We start from the raw sequence: 16291 nt of genomic DNA on the forward strand, positions 1-16291 counted from the left end.
ATTCGGGACCTGATCTGAAACTTCAGGTAGTACTGTATAAAAAAACAGTGATTTATGCAAGCACTGTCGCATGTTTTTTGAAAACCTGGTGCATATTGTATGTGCAGATATCGCTGCCAGGGATGCACACCGCCCAAAATTCATCGACTGGAATCACGCTTTAGGTGCGAACTTATCGCAAATTTTGTTGTGTCGGCCCGGATGCATCGGGCGCATTTTATGCTTATTGCGCATATCGTCATCCGGAAAAGTAAAAAGCATGCCGGATACGCAAGAGGATGCAATAATCGTGACGCGCATTTCCGTGCCGGCAGCCGCTCCGCCGCCGGACAATGCGTCATATTTCGAGGTAAGGGCAAGCGGCTTGCCCACTAATAACAGGGAGAAGGTATGCGTATTACATATTGGATGAAACCGTTGGCGGCCTCGGCGCTGCTGCTGGGCCTGCTAGGCTCGGTGCAGGCAGCCTCCGCGCCTGCGGTCGAAGCGAAGAACGGCATGGTGGTGACGTCCCAGCACCTGGCTTCGCAGGTCGGCGTCGATATCCTGAAGATGGGCGGCAATGCGATCGATGCGGCGGTAGCGGTCGGTTATGCGCAAGCGGTGGTCAACCCTTGCTGCGGCAATATCGGCGGCGGCGGCTTCATGACCATCCACCTGGCCGACGGCCGCGACACCTTCATCAACTTCCGTGAAACCGCGCCAGCCGCGGCCAGCGCCAATATGTACCTGGACGCCAACGGCAAGGCGATCACCAACGCCAGCCTGTTCGGCTACCTGGCGGCAGGCGTGCCGGGCACCGTGCTCGGCCTTGACACCGCGCAGCGCCAATACGGCAAGCTGACCCGCGCCCAGGTGATGCAGCCGGCGATCAAGCTGGCGCGCGACGGTTATATCCTGAACCGCGGCGACACCGACATCCTCGACACCACCATCGCCCAGTTCAAGAAAGACCCGGAAGCAGCGCGCCTGTTCCTGCGCCGCGACGGCACGCCGTTGCAGCCGGGCGACCGCCTGGTGCAAAAGGACCTGGCCAAGACGCTGGAAGCGATCTCGCGCAACGGCCCCGACGCTTTCTATAAAGGCGCGATCCCGGCCGCAGTGGAACGTGCATCCAAGGCTGGCGGCGGCATCATCACCGCGGCCGACTTTGCCGGCTACAAGATCAGCGAAAGCGCGCCGCTGTCGTGCACTTACCGCGGCTACGTGTTCGTCTCCGCGCCGCCGCCCAGCTCGGGCGGCGCCACCATGTGCCAGATCCTCAACATCCTCGAGGGTTACGACATGAAGGCGCTCGGTTTCCATTCGGCCTCGGCGGTGCACTACATGACCGAAGCAATGCGCCATTCCTACATGGACCGCAATACCTTCCTCGGCGACCCGGCCTTCGTCAAGAATCCGCTCGACCGTTTGCTGAGCAAGGAATATGCGGCATCCATCCGCGCGAAAATCGCGGCCGACAAAGCCACGCCATCGGTGGAAGTACAGCCGGGCATGGCGCCGCATGAAAAGCCTGAAACCACGCACTATTCGATCGTCGACAAGGACGGCAATGCGGTGTCCACCACCTACACCATCAACGGCCGCTTCGGCGCCGTGGTGATCGCGCCGGGCACCGGCTTCTTCCTCAACGATGAAATGGACGATTTCACCGTCAAGGCCGGCGTGCAAAACCTGTTCGGCCTGGTGCAAGGCGCCACCAACTCGATCGCGCCGGGCAAGCGTCCGCTGTCGTCGATGGCGCCGACCCTGGTCACCAAGGATGGCAAGACCTACATGGTGCTTGGCTCGCCCGGCGGTTCGCGCATCATCACCATTACCCTGGAAACGGCCTTGAACGTGATCGACTACGGCATGGCGCCGCAAGAAGCGGTCGATGCGCCGCGCATCCATCATCAATGGCTGCCGGACGAGGTGTATTACGAAACCCGCGGCCTGTCGCCCGACACCCTGAAAATCCTGGACGGCATGGGCTACAAGATGAAGGAGCAAACCCCTTGGGGCGCGGCTGAGCTGATCATGATCGGCCTGCCGGGCGCAGCCGGCGTCGCCGGCGCCAGTTCGGGCAACGATGCAGGCGTATCGGGCGTTGTCCGTCCGGGCCTGTATTACGGCGCCAACGATACCCGCCGCCCTGCCGGTGCTGCTATCGGTTACTAAAATTACCGGCTTGATCCGAAAACGGGTGCTTTGCACCCGTTTTTTTTCGCCTGGTCATGAGAAAAAAGCATTGATGCATCAGTATTAATCGTTTTATCCCGCCCCAAATCAAATTTACACTGCGCCTATCCTCCCCCGATAAAGAGCGCGCATGTCCTCCACCAACCTGCCCACTAATCTGCAATATATGCTGACGTCGCTGCTGGGCGCCGAGCATGCCAACCAGCTATCCGACCTGCTGCAAATCCCGGCCAGCACGCTGCGGCCGCGCGCCGACACGGTTTCCCGCATCGAAATAGCGCAGGCGCTGAACATGCTGCTGTTCGAGAAACTGCTGAAAGCCGTCCCGCAAGGGAACGACTATGTGCAGGACTCGGTGCGCGCGGGTAACAAGATCCGCTTCGACCACGGCGCCTTGCGCACTGTGCTGGGCATCAGCACCGGCACCCTGCCGTCCGGCGAAGCGGCGTTCACCCGTATCCTGCGGCCGCTGGGCTACCAGGTGAACGGCATCTACCCCCTGCAACGGATCAGCATGACCGGCCGCGCTTACGCGCACGAAGACGATGCCGAAGAAATCGCCCAGTTCTTCCTGAGCGAACTGCATCCGCACCATTTTTCCAGCGAATTCCAGGCCACCGTCAATAAAGTCTTGTCGACCTCGCAAGACCCTGTCGATGCGCACTCGGCTCAGCTGTTGCAGCAGCTCGGCAACGACAAGGCCTTGCCGCTCGCCGATGCCCTGGCCTTGCTGCCGGTGCTGGTCGCCTGCTTCGACCGCCAGCATGCGCTGCCCAGCGTCGCCGAATACCAGGTCTTGCTGGCGGAATCGGCCGAAATGGCCTGGATTTCGACCGAAGGCAACGCCTTCAACCACGCCACCGACCGCGTCGCCAATGTGGAGCAAGTCGCCGATGCGCAGCGCGCGCTGGGCCGCGCCATCAAGGAAAAGATCGAGGTTTCCAGGAACGGCCGGGTGCGGCAGACCGCTTTCCGCGCCAGCACCGTCACGCGCCTGATGCGCGACGAGAATGGCGCCATGGTCGAGATGAAAGTGCCGGGATCGTTTTACGAATTCATTTCACGCGACCGCTACCTCGATGCAGAAACCCAGAGCGAAAAGCTGGACCTGACTTTTGACAGCGGCAACGCCCAGGGCATCTTCAAAATGACCGCCTCGGCCGACGCCGCATCCTGCTGAAAACTGACATGAGCGATTCAATCCAGCTCCAGCAACGGATCAGCGACCTGCTGGGGCCGCAAGGCTGCCTGGTCGCCGCCGACCAGCGCCAGCCCTACGAAAAGGGCGCGCGTTACGGCGACGGCCGCAGCCTGTGCATCGCACGTCCGGCCAACGTCGAAGAAGCGGCCGAGCTGATGCGCCTGTGCGCCAGCGAAAAAATCCGCATCGTGGCCCAGGGCGCGAATACCGGCCTGGTAGGAGCGTCATCGCCTGATCGCTCCGGCCTGGACGTGGTGCTCAGCATGGAGCGCATCAAGGGCGTGATAGACATCGATCCGGTCGATCGCGTGGTGCAGGCTTATGCCGGCACCCGCCTGTCGGACCTGAACCAGGCGCTCAGGCAGCACGAGCTCTGTTTCCCGATCGACCTTGCCGCCGACCCTTCCCTGGGCGGCATGCTGGCCGCCAACACCGGCGGCGCGCGCCTGATCCGCTACGGCGACGTGCGGCACAACGTACTGGGACTGGAAGCGCTGCTGATCGATCCGCCCGGCCAGCGCCTTGACCTGACCAACCGCCTCAGGAAAAACAATACCGGCCCTGACTGGAAACAGAACTTCATCGGCAGCGGCGGCGCCTACGGCATCATCACGCAAGCGGTGCTGCAAGTGCATCCGCTGCCGCAGCAATGCGCCACCGCCCTGGTAGTGCCCGCCTCGCTGCAGGCCGCTGCCTCGCTGCTGCGCGACGCCGAACGCAATTTCTCGGATTTCCTGAGCGCATTCGAGGGCATCTCGCACAATGCCATGCAGTCCGTGCTGCAGCATATCCCCGCCATCCAGGCGCCGTTCGAGCCGCTGCCGCCCTACGCTTTCCTGATCGAACTGAGCAGCGCGCGGCCGCGCAGCGCCGACTTTGACCTGGAGAAAATATTCGGCGCCTGGCTGGAAGCCTGTTTCGGCGACCTGATCCTGGATGCCGTGATCGACAAACCCGAGGTGCTGTGGCGCATGCGCCACGCCATTACCGACAGCGTGCGCCAGGAAGGCAAGGTAATCGCCTTCGACATCGCCGTGCCGCGTTCAAGACTGGGCGCCTTCCGGGATGAAGCCATCGCGCTGCTGGAACACCGCTATCCGGGGGTCCGGGTATTCGACTTCGGCCATTGGGGCGACGGCGGCCTGCATTTCAACCTGGTGCTGCCGCAGCGGCTGGCGGACGACTTCCCGCCGCAGCGCATCGACGCCCTGCGCCAGGAAATCTACGACCTGGCGGTGCACAAGTACCGCGGCAGCTTCAGCGCCGAGCACGGCGTAGGACCGTTCAACCAGCAGTTTTACGAACGCTACACGGTGGCCGAATCGCAGGCGCTGGCCGCCAGGATGCAAACCGTATTCGACCCGGCCCGGTTGCTGGGAGTAACGCGCTTCGGTCCGGCGCCATAACGCTCATGCCTGACTCCCCGCGCAGCCAGGCTGACATCGGCATTGCAGGTAATGCTGAAAAGCGCCGCCGCGTTTGGTATAGTGCCTGCTCAGCAGCAAGCACGGCAGCACATACCTACTCGGCACCAAGAAAAATGCGCAGATTCATCCCCTCCACGTCCTGCCTGATCGCGTTCGATACGGCCGCGCGCCACCTGTCCTTCACCAAAGCCGCCAACGAGCTGCACATGACCCAGGGCGCGGTCAGCCGCCAGGCCGCCATCCTGGAGGATTACCTGGGCGTAAAACTGTTCGAGCGCATCAATCGCCGCCTGATACTGACCGCGGCTGGCGCCGAATATGCGGTCCAGGTCGCCGCCATCCTCAAGGAAATCGAGATGGCGACCTTCCAGGTGATGGCGCACAAGAATTCCGGCGGCGTGCTCAATCTGGCAACATTGCCGACTTTCGGCGTCAAGTGGCTGATTCCGCGCCTGGCCAAGTTCACCGCCGCCCACCCCGATGTGATCCTCAACCTGAGCACCGAGGTGCTGCCCTTCGATTTCAACAGCCGCGCGGTCGACGCCGCAATCCACTTCGGCGAGCCGAACTGGCCGGGCGCGGTCATGGTGCGGCTGATGGGCGAGGAAGTGCTGCCGGTGTGCAGCCTGGAACTGAGCCGCAAAATCAAGCGCATCGAAGACTTGCCGGAAATGACGTTGTTGCAACACACCACCCGACCGCAAGCCTGGCACGACTGGTTCAACCATGTCGGCGTGGCTTGCCCGGACGCCCTCTCAGGTCCGCGTTTCGAACAACTGTCGATGGTGATCCAGGCCGCCGCCGCCGGTCTCGGCGTGGCGTTGATGCCGAAATTCCTGGTGGAAACCGAAATCGCCCTCGGCCAGCTGCACGTGCCTTTCCCGTTCGCCGTCAAAAGCCCGCAATCCTATTACCTGACCTATCCCGAAAAAAACGCCAGCAAGGCGGCCGTGATCAAATTCCAGGAATGGATACTGGGCGAATTGGCGGAAGCCTGAGCAGCGCTCGGTGCAGTGGTTCGCAAGTAATGGAGCTTCAGAAATGGTGGGTTTTCGTGCCAGGCTAGGCGCAAACCGGAGCGATAGCGAGACTATCGCGAGGATTTGCAACGACGCATGGCGCGAAAAGACGCCGTTTATGAAGTTTCATTACTTGCGAAGCACTGCACCAGCATGATCAAAGGTAATGATGTTCTGATCTTTTTTGATTTTAAGAAATCTCAGTTTATTCCTTATACTCGATGCTACCCCTCGCCCATTCCAGGGCGACCAGATTGACTTCGGAACAAAGGCCTTCCAATGACGCAAATCTCCACCATCTTCGCTGAACTCGGCTTCGATTTTTCCGCGCATGCCGGCGACGACCTCCATTCGCGCTCACCGCGCGACGGCGCAGCGATTGCCTCGCTGCGCGCGCACACCGCGGCGGAAGCGGAAAGCGCCATCAAGAACGCCCATCAAGCCTACGAAAAATGGCGCGTGGTGCCGGCGCCGGTGCGCGGCGAGCTGGTGCGCATCCTGGGCGAAGTATTGCGCGAACACCGCGAACCGCTGGGCAAGCTGGTGACGCTGGAGTCCGGCAAGATCCTGTCCGAAGGCATAGGCGAAGTGCAGGAAATGATCGACATCTGCGATTTCGCGGTCGGCCTGTCGCGCCAGCTGTACGGCCTGACCATCGCTTCCGAGCGTCCAGGCCACCGCATGATGGAAACCTGGCATCCGCTGGGCGTCTGCGGCGTCATCACCGCGTTCAATTTCCCGGTTGCGGTATGGGCCTGGAATGCGGCGCTGGCGCTGGTCTGCGGCAATGCCGTGATCTGGAAGCCGTCGGAAAAAACGCCAGTGGTTGCGCTCGCCGTGCATGCCTTGTTCGAGAAAGCCGCAGCACGCTTTTCGCAACAGCGTCCGGACCTGCTGCCGGCCGACCTGTGCCAGGTGCTGCTGGGCCGCGCTGAAATCGGCGCCGCACTGTCCGCTTCGCCGCTGGTGCCGCTGGTCAGCGCCACCGGCAGCGTGCGCATGGGCCGCAAGGTCGCCACCACGGTCGCCGAGCGCCTGGGCCGCAGCCTGCTGGAACTGGGCGGCAACAACGGCATGATCGTCACCCCTACCGCCGATCTCAGCCTGGCGCTGCGCGCCATTACCTTTTCCGCCGTCGGCACCGCCGGCCAGCGCTGCACCAGCTTGCGCCGGCTGTTTGTCCATAGCAGCATTTACCAGGATGTGGTCGACCGCATCGAACGCATCTACGCCAGCGTCAAGGTCGGCGATCCGCTGGCAGCCGATACGCTGGTCGGTCCCCTGGTTGACCAGCACTCTTTCGAAGCCATGCAAAGCGCGCTGGTGCAAGCCAAGGCCGAAGGCGGCGTGGTGACCGGCGGCGAGCGGGTCCAGGTCGGCGACAACGGCAACGCATTCTATGTCCGTCCGGCGCTGGTGCGCATGCCGCGGCAAAGCGACATCGTGCATCACGAAACCTTCGCGCCTATCTTGTATGTGCTGCCTTACGATGATTTCGAGGATGCGGTGCGTCTCAACAACGCCGTGCCGCAGGGCCTGTCGTCGGCCATCTTCACCAACGACGTGCGTGAAGCGGAAGCCTTCATGTCTGCCAGCGGCAGCGACTGCGGCCTGGCCAATGTCAACATCGGCACCAGCGGCGCGGAAATCGGCGGCGCTTTCGGCGGCGAAAAGGAAACCGGCGGCGGCCGCGAATCCGGTTCTGATTCGTGGAAAACCTACATGCGCCGCGCCACCAACACGATCAACTACAGCCGTACCTTGCCGCTGGCGCAAGGCGTCAAGTTCGACATCAACTAAGCGACTAAGCAGTATTGCAGGGCGGCCCAGCCCGCCCTGCCTTGCCGTCAGATCTTCAGCAAAGTCGGCGCCCGCTGCTGCAAGATATCTTCCATGCGCACCTGGATCGCCTGCTTCATCTCTGGATGCGTCAGGATATAAAAGCGCCCCGCAGCGATCGCATCAAACACATCATCAGCCACCTGCGTCACCGCAATCCCGTTCTCCACCGCGTTCAATACCGACATGCCGACCTTGGCCGCCACCGCATCGGTCGGACCGCTGTCGCCGCCGTTTTCGCGGTTGCGTTCTGAATGCCCGATGCCGGTCTTGACCCAGCCCGGACACAGCACCGAAACCTTGATGCTTGACTGGCGCAGCGTCAAGTCGTGATGCAAACCCTCCGACAGCGTCACCACGGCATGCTTGCTGGCGTTATAGCTGGCCAGGCTTGGCTGTGAAGTCAGACCGGCCATGGAAGCCGTGTTGACGATATGGCCGTCCTCGCCGTTCTTCAACATGCGCGGGATAAAGGCGCGCAAGGCATGGCTGACGCCATAAAAATTGACGCCCATGACCCAGTCCCAATCTTTCTGGGTGGTTTCCCAGGCCGGCTTGGCTACCGCGACGCCGGCGTTATTCACCAGCAAATGCACGTTGCCGAACCTGGCGAATGCCTGGTCCGCCAGGGCATTGACCTGCTCTTCCCTAGCGACGTCGGTGGGCACGCCGATCACTTCCACGCCCATGGCTTTGAAGCCGGCCACCGTTGTTTCCAGCTTGGCGGCGTTGATATCGGCCAGCACCAGTTTCATTCCCTCGGCCGCGGCCCGCGCCGCGATCCCTTTGCCTATGCCTTCAGCAGCGCCGGTAATGACGGCGACCTTGCCTTGCAGATTCTTCATATGGTTTCCTGTCGCTTCCGTATCAGTTGAGCAGATAGCCGCCGTCGACATTCAGGCAGACCCCGGTGGTGTAGCTAGCCGCGGGCGACACCAGGTACAGCACGGCGCCCGCCATCTCCGCCGGCTGGGCGACGCGGTTCATCGGGATATGCTGCAGCGCCTGTTTCAGGATCGCCGGGTTGTCGATCAGGGCGGCGGCAAACTTGGTTTCGGTGAAACCCGGCAACAAGGCATTGACGCGCACGCCGCCGGCGGCGCACTCCTTGGCGAAGGACTTGGTCATCGAAATCACTGCCGCCTTGGTGATCGAATAGATGCCCTGGAACACGCCTGGCGTGACGCCGTTGACCGAGGCGACATTGACGATCGCGCCGCCGCCGTTCTGCGCCATCAGCTTGGCGCCGTAGGACGACATGAAAAAATAGCCGCGGATATTGACGTCGACGGTTTTCTGGAAAGCGCCCACGTCGGTCTCGGTGATCGGTCCGAAATGCGGATTGGCGGCGGCGTTGTTCACCAGGATATCGAGCCGCCCATGTTTGCTGGCGATGGCCTGGAACAGCGTTTCGATCTGCGCCATTTCACCGATGTGGCAAGCGATGGTTTCGGCCGAGCCGCCCGCCGCCTTGATTTCCGCCACGACTTTCTCGCATGCCTCCGCCTTGCGGCTGGACACGATCACGTGCGCGCCCTGCTGTGCCAGGAGCTTGGCGATGGCCTCGCCGATGCCGCGGCTGGCGCCCGTCACCAGAGCAATCTTGTCCTTCAAGTCAAAAATGGTTGTGCTGCTCATATTGTCTCCGTTTAATTGGTTGACTTAGCGATAACTCACCAAGGCCGGGTCGCGCGCACTGACGAGATGCGAAAAATTATTCAGGTAACTCAGGCTGACACGCTCCGGGCCGTCGCGCCCCGAGCGGTACAACAGCTTGGTCACGCCGGTATTGACCAGCGACCAGTTCAAATCGAAAATCTGCCGGTCCGGGATCGCCAGCAGCTGCTGGCAGATCACGCTGATCGGGCCACCGGAAGTAAACACCCAGGCCGTCTGTCCCTTGCCGAGCTGCGCCAGGAGACGCGCCAGGGCGGCGTTGCAGCGTTCCTTGAACACCGGCCACGGTTCGCTGTATTCGGCGTCATGTTCGCCGCTGATCCAGCGCGCCACCGCGTTCACGAACACCCTCTGGAAGGCGCGTTCGGGATGCTCTTGCTGCTCCAGGTAGGCGGAAAACAGGCTGTCGGCAAAGCGCGGCATGAAGCGCAACAATATTTGTTTGTGATCGAACTCATCGAATCCCGGATCTTCCAGCACTTGCAGCTCCGGCCGCGCAGCGTCCGGCGACATGGCCGCCAGGCAGGCCGCGCTGCTCTGCAGCTGCCGGCGGTGGCTGCCGGTCACCAGCAAGGGAATTTCCTGGCCGGTCTGGGCCAGCCACTTTCCTAACAAGGCGGACTGCCGCAAACCCAGTTCCGACAATTGGTCGTAGTCGGCGGCGCCGAAACTGGCCTGGCCATGGCGCACCAGATAGATAGAGCCCATCTTAAGCGCACTCCAATGACGTGTTCTCGGTCAAATGCTCGATTGCGCAATCAGGTTCTTGCATCGCTGCTCCAGGTAATTGGTAACGTGGACAAAGAAGGCAAATTGCGGATTCTTGGTTTGCCCGTAATGGAATCGATAGTAGATTTGCTGCACGATCACGGCCAGGCGGAACAGTCCGTAGATTTCGTAGAAATCGAAATGGTCGGTGCGGTAGCCGGTTTTTTCACCGTAATAGGCGATTACTTCCTTGCGCGTCAGCATGCCCGGCAGGTGCGTCGGCTGGCGCCGCATCTGCTTGAACTGCGGCTCGTCGTCAGCCTGCACCCAGTAGGCCAGGGTATTGCCGAGATCCATCAGCGGATCGCCGAGGGTCGCCATTTCCCAGTCCAGGACGCCGATCACATGCAGCGGGTTGTCTGGCGAATTGTCAGCATTAAGTACTACATTGTCGAAGCGGAAGTCGTTGTGGATCAGGCAGGTAGCAACGTCGGCGGCCGGCATCTTGTCGTTGAGCCAGCGCATCACCGCTTCGAAATCGACGGCGTCGTCGGTGCGCGCCTTGCGGTAACGCTCGCTCCAGCCGCTGATCTGGCGCTGTACGTAGCCCTCGCCCTTGCCCAGGTGCGCCAGGCCGGCGGCCTGGTAGTCGACCTGGTGCAAGGCGATCATCTTGTCGATGACATTCAGGCACAGCTGGCGCGTGCCGGCTTCGCTCAGCACCAGGCCCGCAGGCAGCTTGTCGCGCAGGATGATGCCGCGCAGCCGTTCCATCACATAAAAATCGCTGTCCATCACCGCCCGGTCCTGGCAGGTCGCAAACACCTTTGGCACGTATGGGTAGACGGGCTTCAGTTCGGCCATGATATTGGCTTCGCGCAGCATGTCGTGCGCCGACTTGGCCTTGGCGCCGAACGGCGGCCGGCGCAGGATCAGTTCGCGGTCGGCGCCACTCAGCCGATAAGTCAGCAGGTAAGTCAGGTTCGAGGCGCCGCCCGGGAACTGGCTCACGGCCGGCGTGCCTTGCAAGCTGCCGTCGACGCCTTTCAGGAAGGCGGCGATCTTTGCCACATCCAGCTCCTCGCCGCTGCGCACCGCGCCGGCCTGGTCGATCAGCGTCATGCCGGCTCTCCTTGTGCAAGCGCTTTGGCTGCCTGTGCTTTCAGTTCCAGCTTGGCGATCAGGGCGCGGTGCACTTCGTCGGGCCCGTCCGCCAGGCGCAGCACCCGGGCGTAGGCAAAGAGGGCCGTCAGCGGCAAGTCGTCGCAGACGCCGGCGCCGCCGTGGATCTGGATCGCCTGGTCGATCACCAGCTGCGCCACGCTGGGCGCCACTACCTTGATTTGCGAGATTTCGCTCATCGCTGCCTTGGCGCCGACCGTATCCATCATCCATGCCGCTTTCAGGGTAAGCAACCGCGATTGTTCGATCGCCATGCGGGCATTGGCGATGATGTCGGCATTGCCGCCGAGATCGGCCAGCGGCTTGCCGAAAGCGCTGCGCGTCAAAGCCCGTTTGCACAGCATTTCCAGCGCCACTTCGGCCGCGCCCAGCGCCCGCATGCAGTGATGGATCCGGCCCGGCCCCAGACGGCCCTGGGCGATTTCAAAACCGCGCCCCGGCCCGGCGATGATGTTGGCCAGCGGCACGCGCACATTGGTGAAACTGACCTCGCCATGGCCGTAAGGTTCATCCAGGGCGCCAAATACAGGCAGCATGCGTTCGATCTTCACACCGGGCGTCGCCATCGGCACGATCACCATCGAATGGCGCGCATGCTTGGGGCCGTCCTGGTAGGTCAGGCCCATGAAGATCACGAACCTGCAGTTGGGATGGCCGATGCCGGTGCTCCACCATTTGCGGCCGTTGAGCAGCACTTCGCCGCCCTCGACAATCGCGGTAGCGCGCATGTTGGTGGCGTCGCTGGAGGCAACGTCCGGTTCGGTCATGCAGAACGCCGAGCGGCAGTCGCCAGCCAGCAGCGGCTTGAGCCATTGCTCCTGCTGCGCCGGCGAACCGTACTTGGCCAGCACTTCCATGTTGCCGGTATCGGGCGCGTTGCAGTTGAAGACTTCCGGCGCGATGAACGAACGGCCCATGATTTCCGCCAGCGGCGCGTAATCGGTATTGCTCAGTCCCGCGCCAAACTCTTCGTCCGGCAGGAACAGGTTCCATAGACCCGCCTCCTTGGCCTTGGCTTTCAAGGCCAGCATCACCGGCGGCACATTCCACGGCAGCGGGCCGCGCTTGAGCTGGCTGAAATATTCGGCTTCGGCCGGCAGCACATGTTCGTTCATGAAAGCATTGAGCCGTTCCATATATTGGCGGGCTCGGGGGGAGTAGGCGAAATCCATGGCGTTCCTCAACTGTGTAATCGTTCCAAGGAGTTTGCCGCAACCGCTATAATTCATCAAATGAATGATTTATATAGAGAATAATTAATCTCATGCATATTAGCCGGATCGACCTGAACCTGTTCGTGGTGCTCGACACCATCTACGCGGAAGGTAATATCACCCGTGCGGCAAAGGCGCTCAGCCTGACCCAGCCGGCCGTCAGCCACGCCCTGGCGCGTTTGCGCGAGCTGCTGGGCGATCCCTTGTTTATCCGCCAGGGCAGCAAGATGCTGCCGACGCCGATGACGCGCTCGCTGATCGGCCCGGTGCGGCAGGCGCTGCAAACGCTGGAAGTCAGCGTCAAGCACGGCAACCAGTTCGATCCCGCCACCAGCCGGCGCAGCTTCAACCTGGGCCTGCCGGGCGTGCTGGAGGCACGGCTGCTGCCGCCGTTGATGCAGCTGCTGCAGACCCAGGCGCCCATGGTGGAGATCAATTCGGTGCGGGTGGAACGGCGGCAGCTGGAATCGGAGCTGGCGGCCGGCACGCTGGACATCGCGGTCGACGTCCTCCTGCAGCGTCCCGGAGAAATCCGCAGTGCTTCGCTGTCGCGCGATACGCTGGTGGTGGTGGCGCGCCAGGATCATCCGGCGCTGGACGATGGGCTGGACCTGGAAACCTACCTGGCGCAAACCCACATCCTGGTTTCCTCGCGCCGCACCGGCCCCGGCGTCGAGGATATGGAGCTGGCGCGCATCGGGCGCCAGCGCCACGTCGGCCTGCGCTGCCAGCACTATTACGCTGCCTGCCAGGTGGTCAGCACGTCCGACCTGCTGACCACCATGCCGCAACACTACGCGCACATTGCCAACATCAACCTGCCGAACAAAATCCACCCGCTGCCGCTGCCTACGCCGCCGCTGGATGTGTACCTGTACTGGCATGAAAATGCCGAACTCGATCCGGCCAACCGCTGGTTGCGTGGGGTGCTGGAATTATTGTTTCCCCGCTCGGATTGACCGCAGCGGGAGGGAGAGACGGAGGCGGAGACCTTGATTCAGGTTCTTTTTGCCGGATGCGCCGTTTGCCACTTCTTGACGCAGAACTCGATGTATTCGCCTATGCGGTTCTGTTCCTCCTCCGGTATGGCAAGGAAGGAATCGACGCTGATGCTGAAAGGCCACTGGCCGGAAGCCTGGGCCACGATCTTCGGGCTGCCCACCCCGGTGGCGAGCCAGAATATGTCGACGCCCAGGAATTTTGCGGCAAGCGCCGAATTTTCCGCCGTGAGCGCCTTGGTTTTGCCGGCAATCACCTGCCCGATCGCCTGCACGCTGACGCCGATGCCGTCCGCGAGCTCTTGCCTGTCTTTTTGGGCTATGTGCAAAGCTTCTGCGAGTCGCGCCCCATAATTATTCACCATCGGTAAAGAATACTTTCAATCATTTAAAGCATGGTTGCAATGTGCACTAAAGAATGCTTTAATTGGCGTGTAAAAACCGACAATGATTCTGGCTGCATGAATCCACTCACCGCCTATTTTTCCCTCGAAAACAAGGTCGCCCTGGTCACCGGCGCTGCAGGCGGCATCGCTCTGCACATCGCCTGCGCGCTGTCGGCCGCTGGTGCACATTTGGCGATTCTAGATGACCGAGAGCAGGAAGGACGCATCATTGCCAGGCTGCTCGACGGTAAAAAAGACAAGGTCCGGTTCTGGCAAGTCGACGTCAGCGACAACGACGCGGTGCAACGGGTGATGGCGGCGGTCGAGGCGCACTTCGGCCGCATCGATATCCTGGTCAACAGCGCCGGTGTCGATGCCGATGACCGGTCCATGCAGGCTAACGTCAACGGCAGCATCCTGTGCAGCAAACACGTGGCGCCCGCGATGGAACGCGCAGGCGGCGGCTCCATCGTCAACGTGCTGGCGCTGCGCGCCATGGACGGCGCTCAGCAGGAAGCCGCCGACCACGCAGCGAAAACGGCGCTGCGGATGGGCAACATGAATGCAATGCGCTACGCGATGCAGAATATCCGTGTCAACTCCATCCATCCCGGCGTAGTGCGGCCGCCCGCGCTGGCTGCCGCCAGGCGCAAGCAAAACGACCTGACCCAGCTCCTGGCGGACCGTGCGGAGTTGCAGATGCTGACGGGCCAAGGTTCGGCTGCCGACGTGGCTGCAGCGATCTTGTATCTGGCATCGGATGCAAGCCGTTTTGTTACGGGTAGTGAACTGGTGATTGATGCGGGACCGGCCTGTCGCTAGCAGCGAGGGGTTGCGGTTGCTTTTGAATTTGCGGTTGCTTTTGAATTTGCGGTTGCTTTTGAATTTGCGGTTGCTTTTGAATTTGCGGTTGCTTTTGAATTTGCGGTTGCTTTTGAATTTGCGGTTGCTTTTGAATTTGCGGTTGCTTTTGAATTTGCGGTTGCTTTTGACGTTGGGGTTGCTTTTGAATTCCGCATTGAGACGTTGCCAAATGAGTCAGCGGTCAGCCGGGAATTGTGGGAAGACATGTTTGAGCGAAGCGAGTTTGTCTTCCCACCCGGCTGACTGCTGGCTCATTTGGGGACCTGACCGAAGGGAAGGCAACGGCTTTGCGGTCGCCTTTCTTTGCTTACTTTTTGGCGCCCGGCTAGGGGCGAAGCAAAAGAAAGTGAGCGGCTGCCGGGCCGCCCCCGGCATGTACCCACGGAGTAGAAAACGTTTTAAGTAACGACAGACGTCCATAGCATGCCACCGCACGCACTCCGTAGCCCGTTAATTGGGGTCAGAGTAATTTTCGCAAAGGACGCGAAAAAAAACTCTGACCCCAATTAACTGCTTCAGAAGTAGGTTAGGCCTAGGGCTGCCTTGACTTCGTCGGCGGTTTTCGCCGCTACTTCGCGCGCCTTGGCGGTGCCGTCCTTCAGGATTTGCATGACGTGCCCCTTGTCCTTGGCCAGTTCCTCGCGACGAACGCGGATCGGCGCCAGCAAGTCTTGCAGGCAGGCCTCCAGGCGCGCCTTGACCAGGCTGTCGCCCAAGCCGCCACGCACGTAGTGCGCCTTCATCTCGGCCAAACCAGCCTGGTCAGGATCGAAAGCATCCAGGTACAGGAACGCGACGTTGCCTTCCAGGTGGCCAGGATCCTGCACCCGCAAGTGCAGAGGATCGGTATACACCTGCTTGACCGCAGCGCGGATCTCGTCGGCGGTGGCGCCCAGGTTGATGGTATTGCCCAGCGACTTGCTCATCTTCGCCTTGCCGTCGATGCCAGGCAAGCGCCCGATCTCCGGCACCAGGGCCTTCGCTTCCACCAGCACCTCGCGCCCCGCGGTACGGTTGAAACGCCGCACGATCTCGTTGGTTTGTTCGATCATCGGAATCTGGTCCTCCCCCACCGGCACCAGCGCAGCCTTGAACGCCGTGATGTCAGCCGCCTGGCTGGCCGGATAAGTCAGGAATCCCGCCGGGATATCGCGCTCGAACCCGCGCAGGCGGATTTCTTCCTTGACCGTGGGATTGCGCTCCAGCCGCGCCACCGTCACCAGGTTCAGGTAATAGAAAGTCAGCTCCGCCAGCTCCGGAATCTGCGACTGGATCAGGATCGTCGACAAGGCCGGATCGATGCCGACCGCCAGGTAGTCCAGCGCGACTTCGACCACATTGCGGTGCACCTTGCCGGTGTCGTCCATATTGTCGGTCAGCGCCTGGGCATCGGCCAGCATGATGAATTGGCGGTAAGTGTGCTGGTAAGCGATGCGGTTACGCAAGCTGCCGACAAAATGGCCCAGGTGCAAAGGGCCGGTCGGACGGTCGCCGGTCAGAATCACGGCAGAACCCGGGGCCGTCGTCGACAAACTCGTTGGCAAACTCATTGAAATTCCTTTAGCGGTATCCTGGAAACCCCGTATTGTGCCACT

At 61.5% G+C, this 16291-nt stretch carries 16 protein-coding genes; 8 read left to right on the forward strand and 8 right to left on the reverse strand.

Translation table 11 applies throughout. The features are described 5' to 3' along the window. Nucleotides 1-70: 70 nt before the first annotated feature. From V8G57_RS14185 to amaB, 6 genes are all read left to right on the forward strand, one after another. Nucleotides 71-412 (forward strand): hypothetical protein, encoded by a 342-nt coding sequence (locus V8G57_RS14185; RefSeq protein WP_342829952.1) that lies wholly within the window; start codon nt 71-73, stop codon nt 410-412. Next, on the forward strand, nt 409-2160 hold the full coding sequence (ggt, locus tag V8G57_RS14190; protein ID WP_342830062.1) for a gamma-glutamyltransferase: 1752 nt from the start codon (nt 409-411) through the stop codon (nt 2158-2160). The genes V8G57_RS14185 and ggt overlap by 4 nt, the downstream gene beginning before the upstream one ends. 166 nt (nt 2161-2326) lie before the next feature. Continuing rightward, nucleotides 2327-3361 (forward strand): DUF1338 domain-containing protein, encoded by a 1035-nt coding sequence (locus V8G57_RS14195; RefSeq protein WP_425458281.1) that lies wholly within the window; start codon nt 2327-2329, stop codon nt 3359-3361. A gap of 8 nt (nt 3362-3369) precedes the next feature. Beyond that, nucleotides 3370-4788, forward strand: coding sequence for an FAD-binding oxidoreductase (locus V8G57_RS14200; RefSeq protein ID WP_342829954.1), 1419 nt, complete (start codon nt 3370-3372; stop codon nt 4786-4788). A gap of 134 nt (nt 4789-4922) precedes the next feature. Then, entirely contained in the window at nt 4923-5807 is an 885-nt protein-coding gene (gene gcvA, locus V8G57_RS14205; protein ID WP_144739316.1) for a transcriptional regulator GcvA, read from the forward strand. 300 nt (nt 5808-6107) lie between these two features. Further along, the gene (amaB, locus tag V8G57_RS14210) at nt 6108-7628 is read left to right on the forward strand and encodes an L-piperidine-6-carboxylate dehydrogenase (RefSeq protein WP_092400693.1); all 1521 of its coding nucleotides are present in this window, start codon (nt 6108-6110) and stop codon (nt 7626-7628) included. A 47-nt stretch (nt 7629-7675) separates the two neighbouring features. Here amaB and V8G57_RS14215 read toward each other — a convergent pair whose 3' ends face one another. Genes V8G57_RS14215 through V8G57_RS14235 form a run of 5 tightly spaced genes read right to left on the reverse strand, consistent with a single transcriptional unit; the run spans nt 7676 to nt 12406 of the window. Beyond that, entirely contained in the window at nt 7676-8512 is an 837-nt protein-coding gene (locus tag V8G57_RS14215; RefSeq protein ID WP_342829955.1) for an SDR family NAD(P)-dependent oxidoreductase, read from the reverse strand. A gap of 22 nt (nt 8513-8534) precedes the next feature. Next, nucleotides 8535-9305 carry an SDR family oxidoreductase gene (locus V8G57_RS14220; RefSeq protein ID WP_342829956.1) on the reverse strand — a complete coding sequence of 257 codons (771 nt, stop codon included), beginning with the start codon at nt 9303-9305 and terminating at the stop codon, nt 8535-8537. Between the two features lie 24 nt (nt 9306-9329). Then, nucleotides 9330-10052, reverse strand: a complete 723-nt coding sequence (locus V8G57_RS14225) for a histidine phosphatase family protein (protein WP_342829958.1) — start codon at nt 10050-10052, stop codon at nt 9330-9332. Nucleotides 10053-10082: 30 nt separating this feature from the next. Continuing rightward, nucleotides 10083-11174 (reverse strand): phosphotransferase family protein, encoded by a 1092-nt coding sequence (locus tag V8G57_RS14230; RefSeq protein ID WP_342829959.1) that lies wholly within the window; start codon nt 11172-11174, stop codon nt 10083-10085. Next, on the reverse strand, nt 11171-12406 hold the full coding sequence (locus V8G57_RS14235; RefSeq protein WP_342829960.1) for an acyl-CoA dehydrogenase family protein: 1236 nt from the start codon (nt 12404-12406) through the stop codon (nt 11171-11173). The genes V8G57_RS14230 and V8G57_RS14235 overlap by 4 nt, the downstream gene beginning before the upstream one ends. A 92-nt stretch (nt 12407-12498) precedes the next feature. Here V8G57_RS14235 and V8G57_RS14240 point away from each other — a divergent pair, with 92 nt between their 5' ends. Further along, the gene (locus V8G57_RS14240) at nt 12499-13407 is read left to right on the forward strand and encodes a LysR family transcriptional regulator (protein WP_342829962.1); all 909 of its coding nucleotides are present in this window, start codon (nt 12499-12501) and stop codon (nt 13405-13407) included. A 38-nt stretch (nt 13408-13445) separates the two neighbouring features. On the opposite strand, the gene V8G57_RS14245 is transcribed toward V8G57_RS14240, so the two are convergent. Further along, nucleotides 13446-13775: a helix-turn-helix domain-containing protein gene (locus tag V8G57_RS14245; RefSeq protein ID WP_342829964.1), complete on the reverse strand. Its 330-nt coding sequence runs from the start codon at nt 13773-13775 to the stop codon at nt 13446-13448. A gap of 132 nt (nt 13776-13907) precedes the next feature. On the opposite strand from V8G57_RS14245, the gene V8G57_RS14250 reads away from it, so the two are divergent. Then, on the forward strand, nt 13908-14654 hold the full coding sequence (locus tag V8G57_RS14250; RefSeq protein WP_342829966.1) for an SDR family NAD(P)-dependent oxidoreductase: 747 nt from the start codon (nt 13908-13910) through the stop codon (nt 14652-14654). Here V8G57_RS14250 and V8G57_RS14255 read toward each other — a convergent pair. Further along, the gene (locus V8G57_RS14255; protein WP_342829967.1) at nt 14651-14851 is read right to left on the reverse strand and encodes a hypothetical protein; all 201 of its coding nucleotides are present in this window, start codon (nt 14849-14851) and stop codon (nt 14651-14653) included. The genes V8G57_RS14250 and V8G57_RS14255 overlap by 4 nt on opposite strands. A 360-nt stretch (nt 14852-15211) precedes the next feature. Continuing rightward, nucleotides 15212-16246, reverse strand: a complete 1035-nt coding sequence (gene trpS / locus V8G57_RS14260; RefSeq protein ID WP_342829968.1) for a tryptophan--tRNA ligase — start codon at nt 16244-16246, stop codon at nt 15212-15214. Between the last annotated feature and the right edge of the window lie 45 nt (nt 16247-16291).

The organism is Collimonas rhizosphaerae (genome assembly GCF_038896935.1).
GTDB classification, from domain to species: domain Bacteria; phylum Pseudomonadota; class Gammaproteobacteria; order Burkholderiales; family Burkholderiaceae_D; genus Collimonas; species Collimonas rhizosphaerae.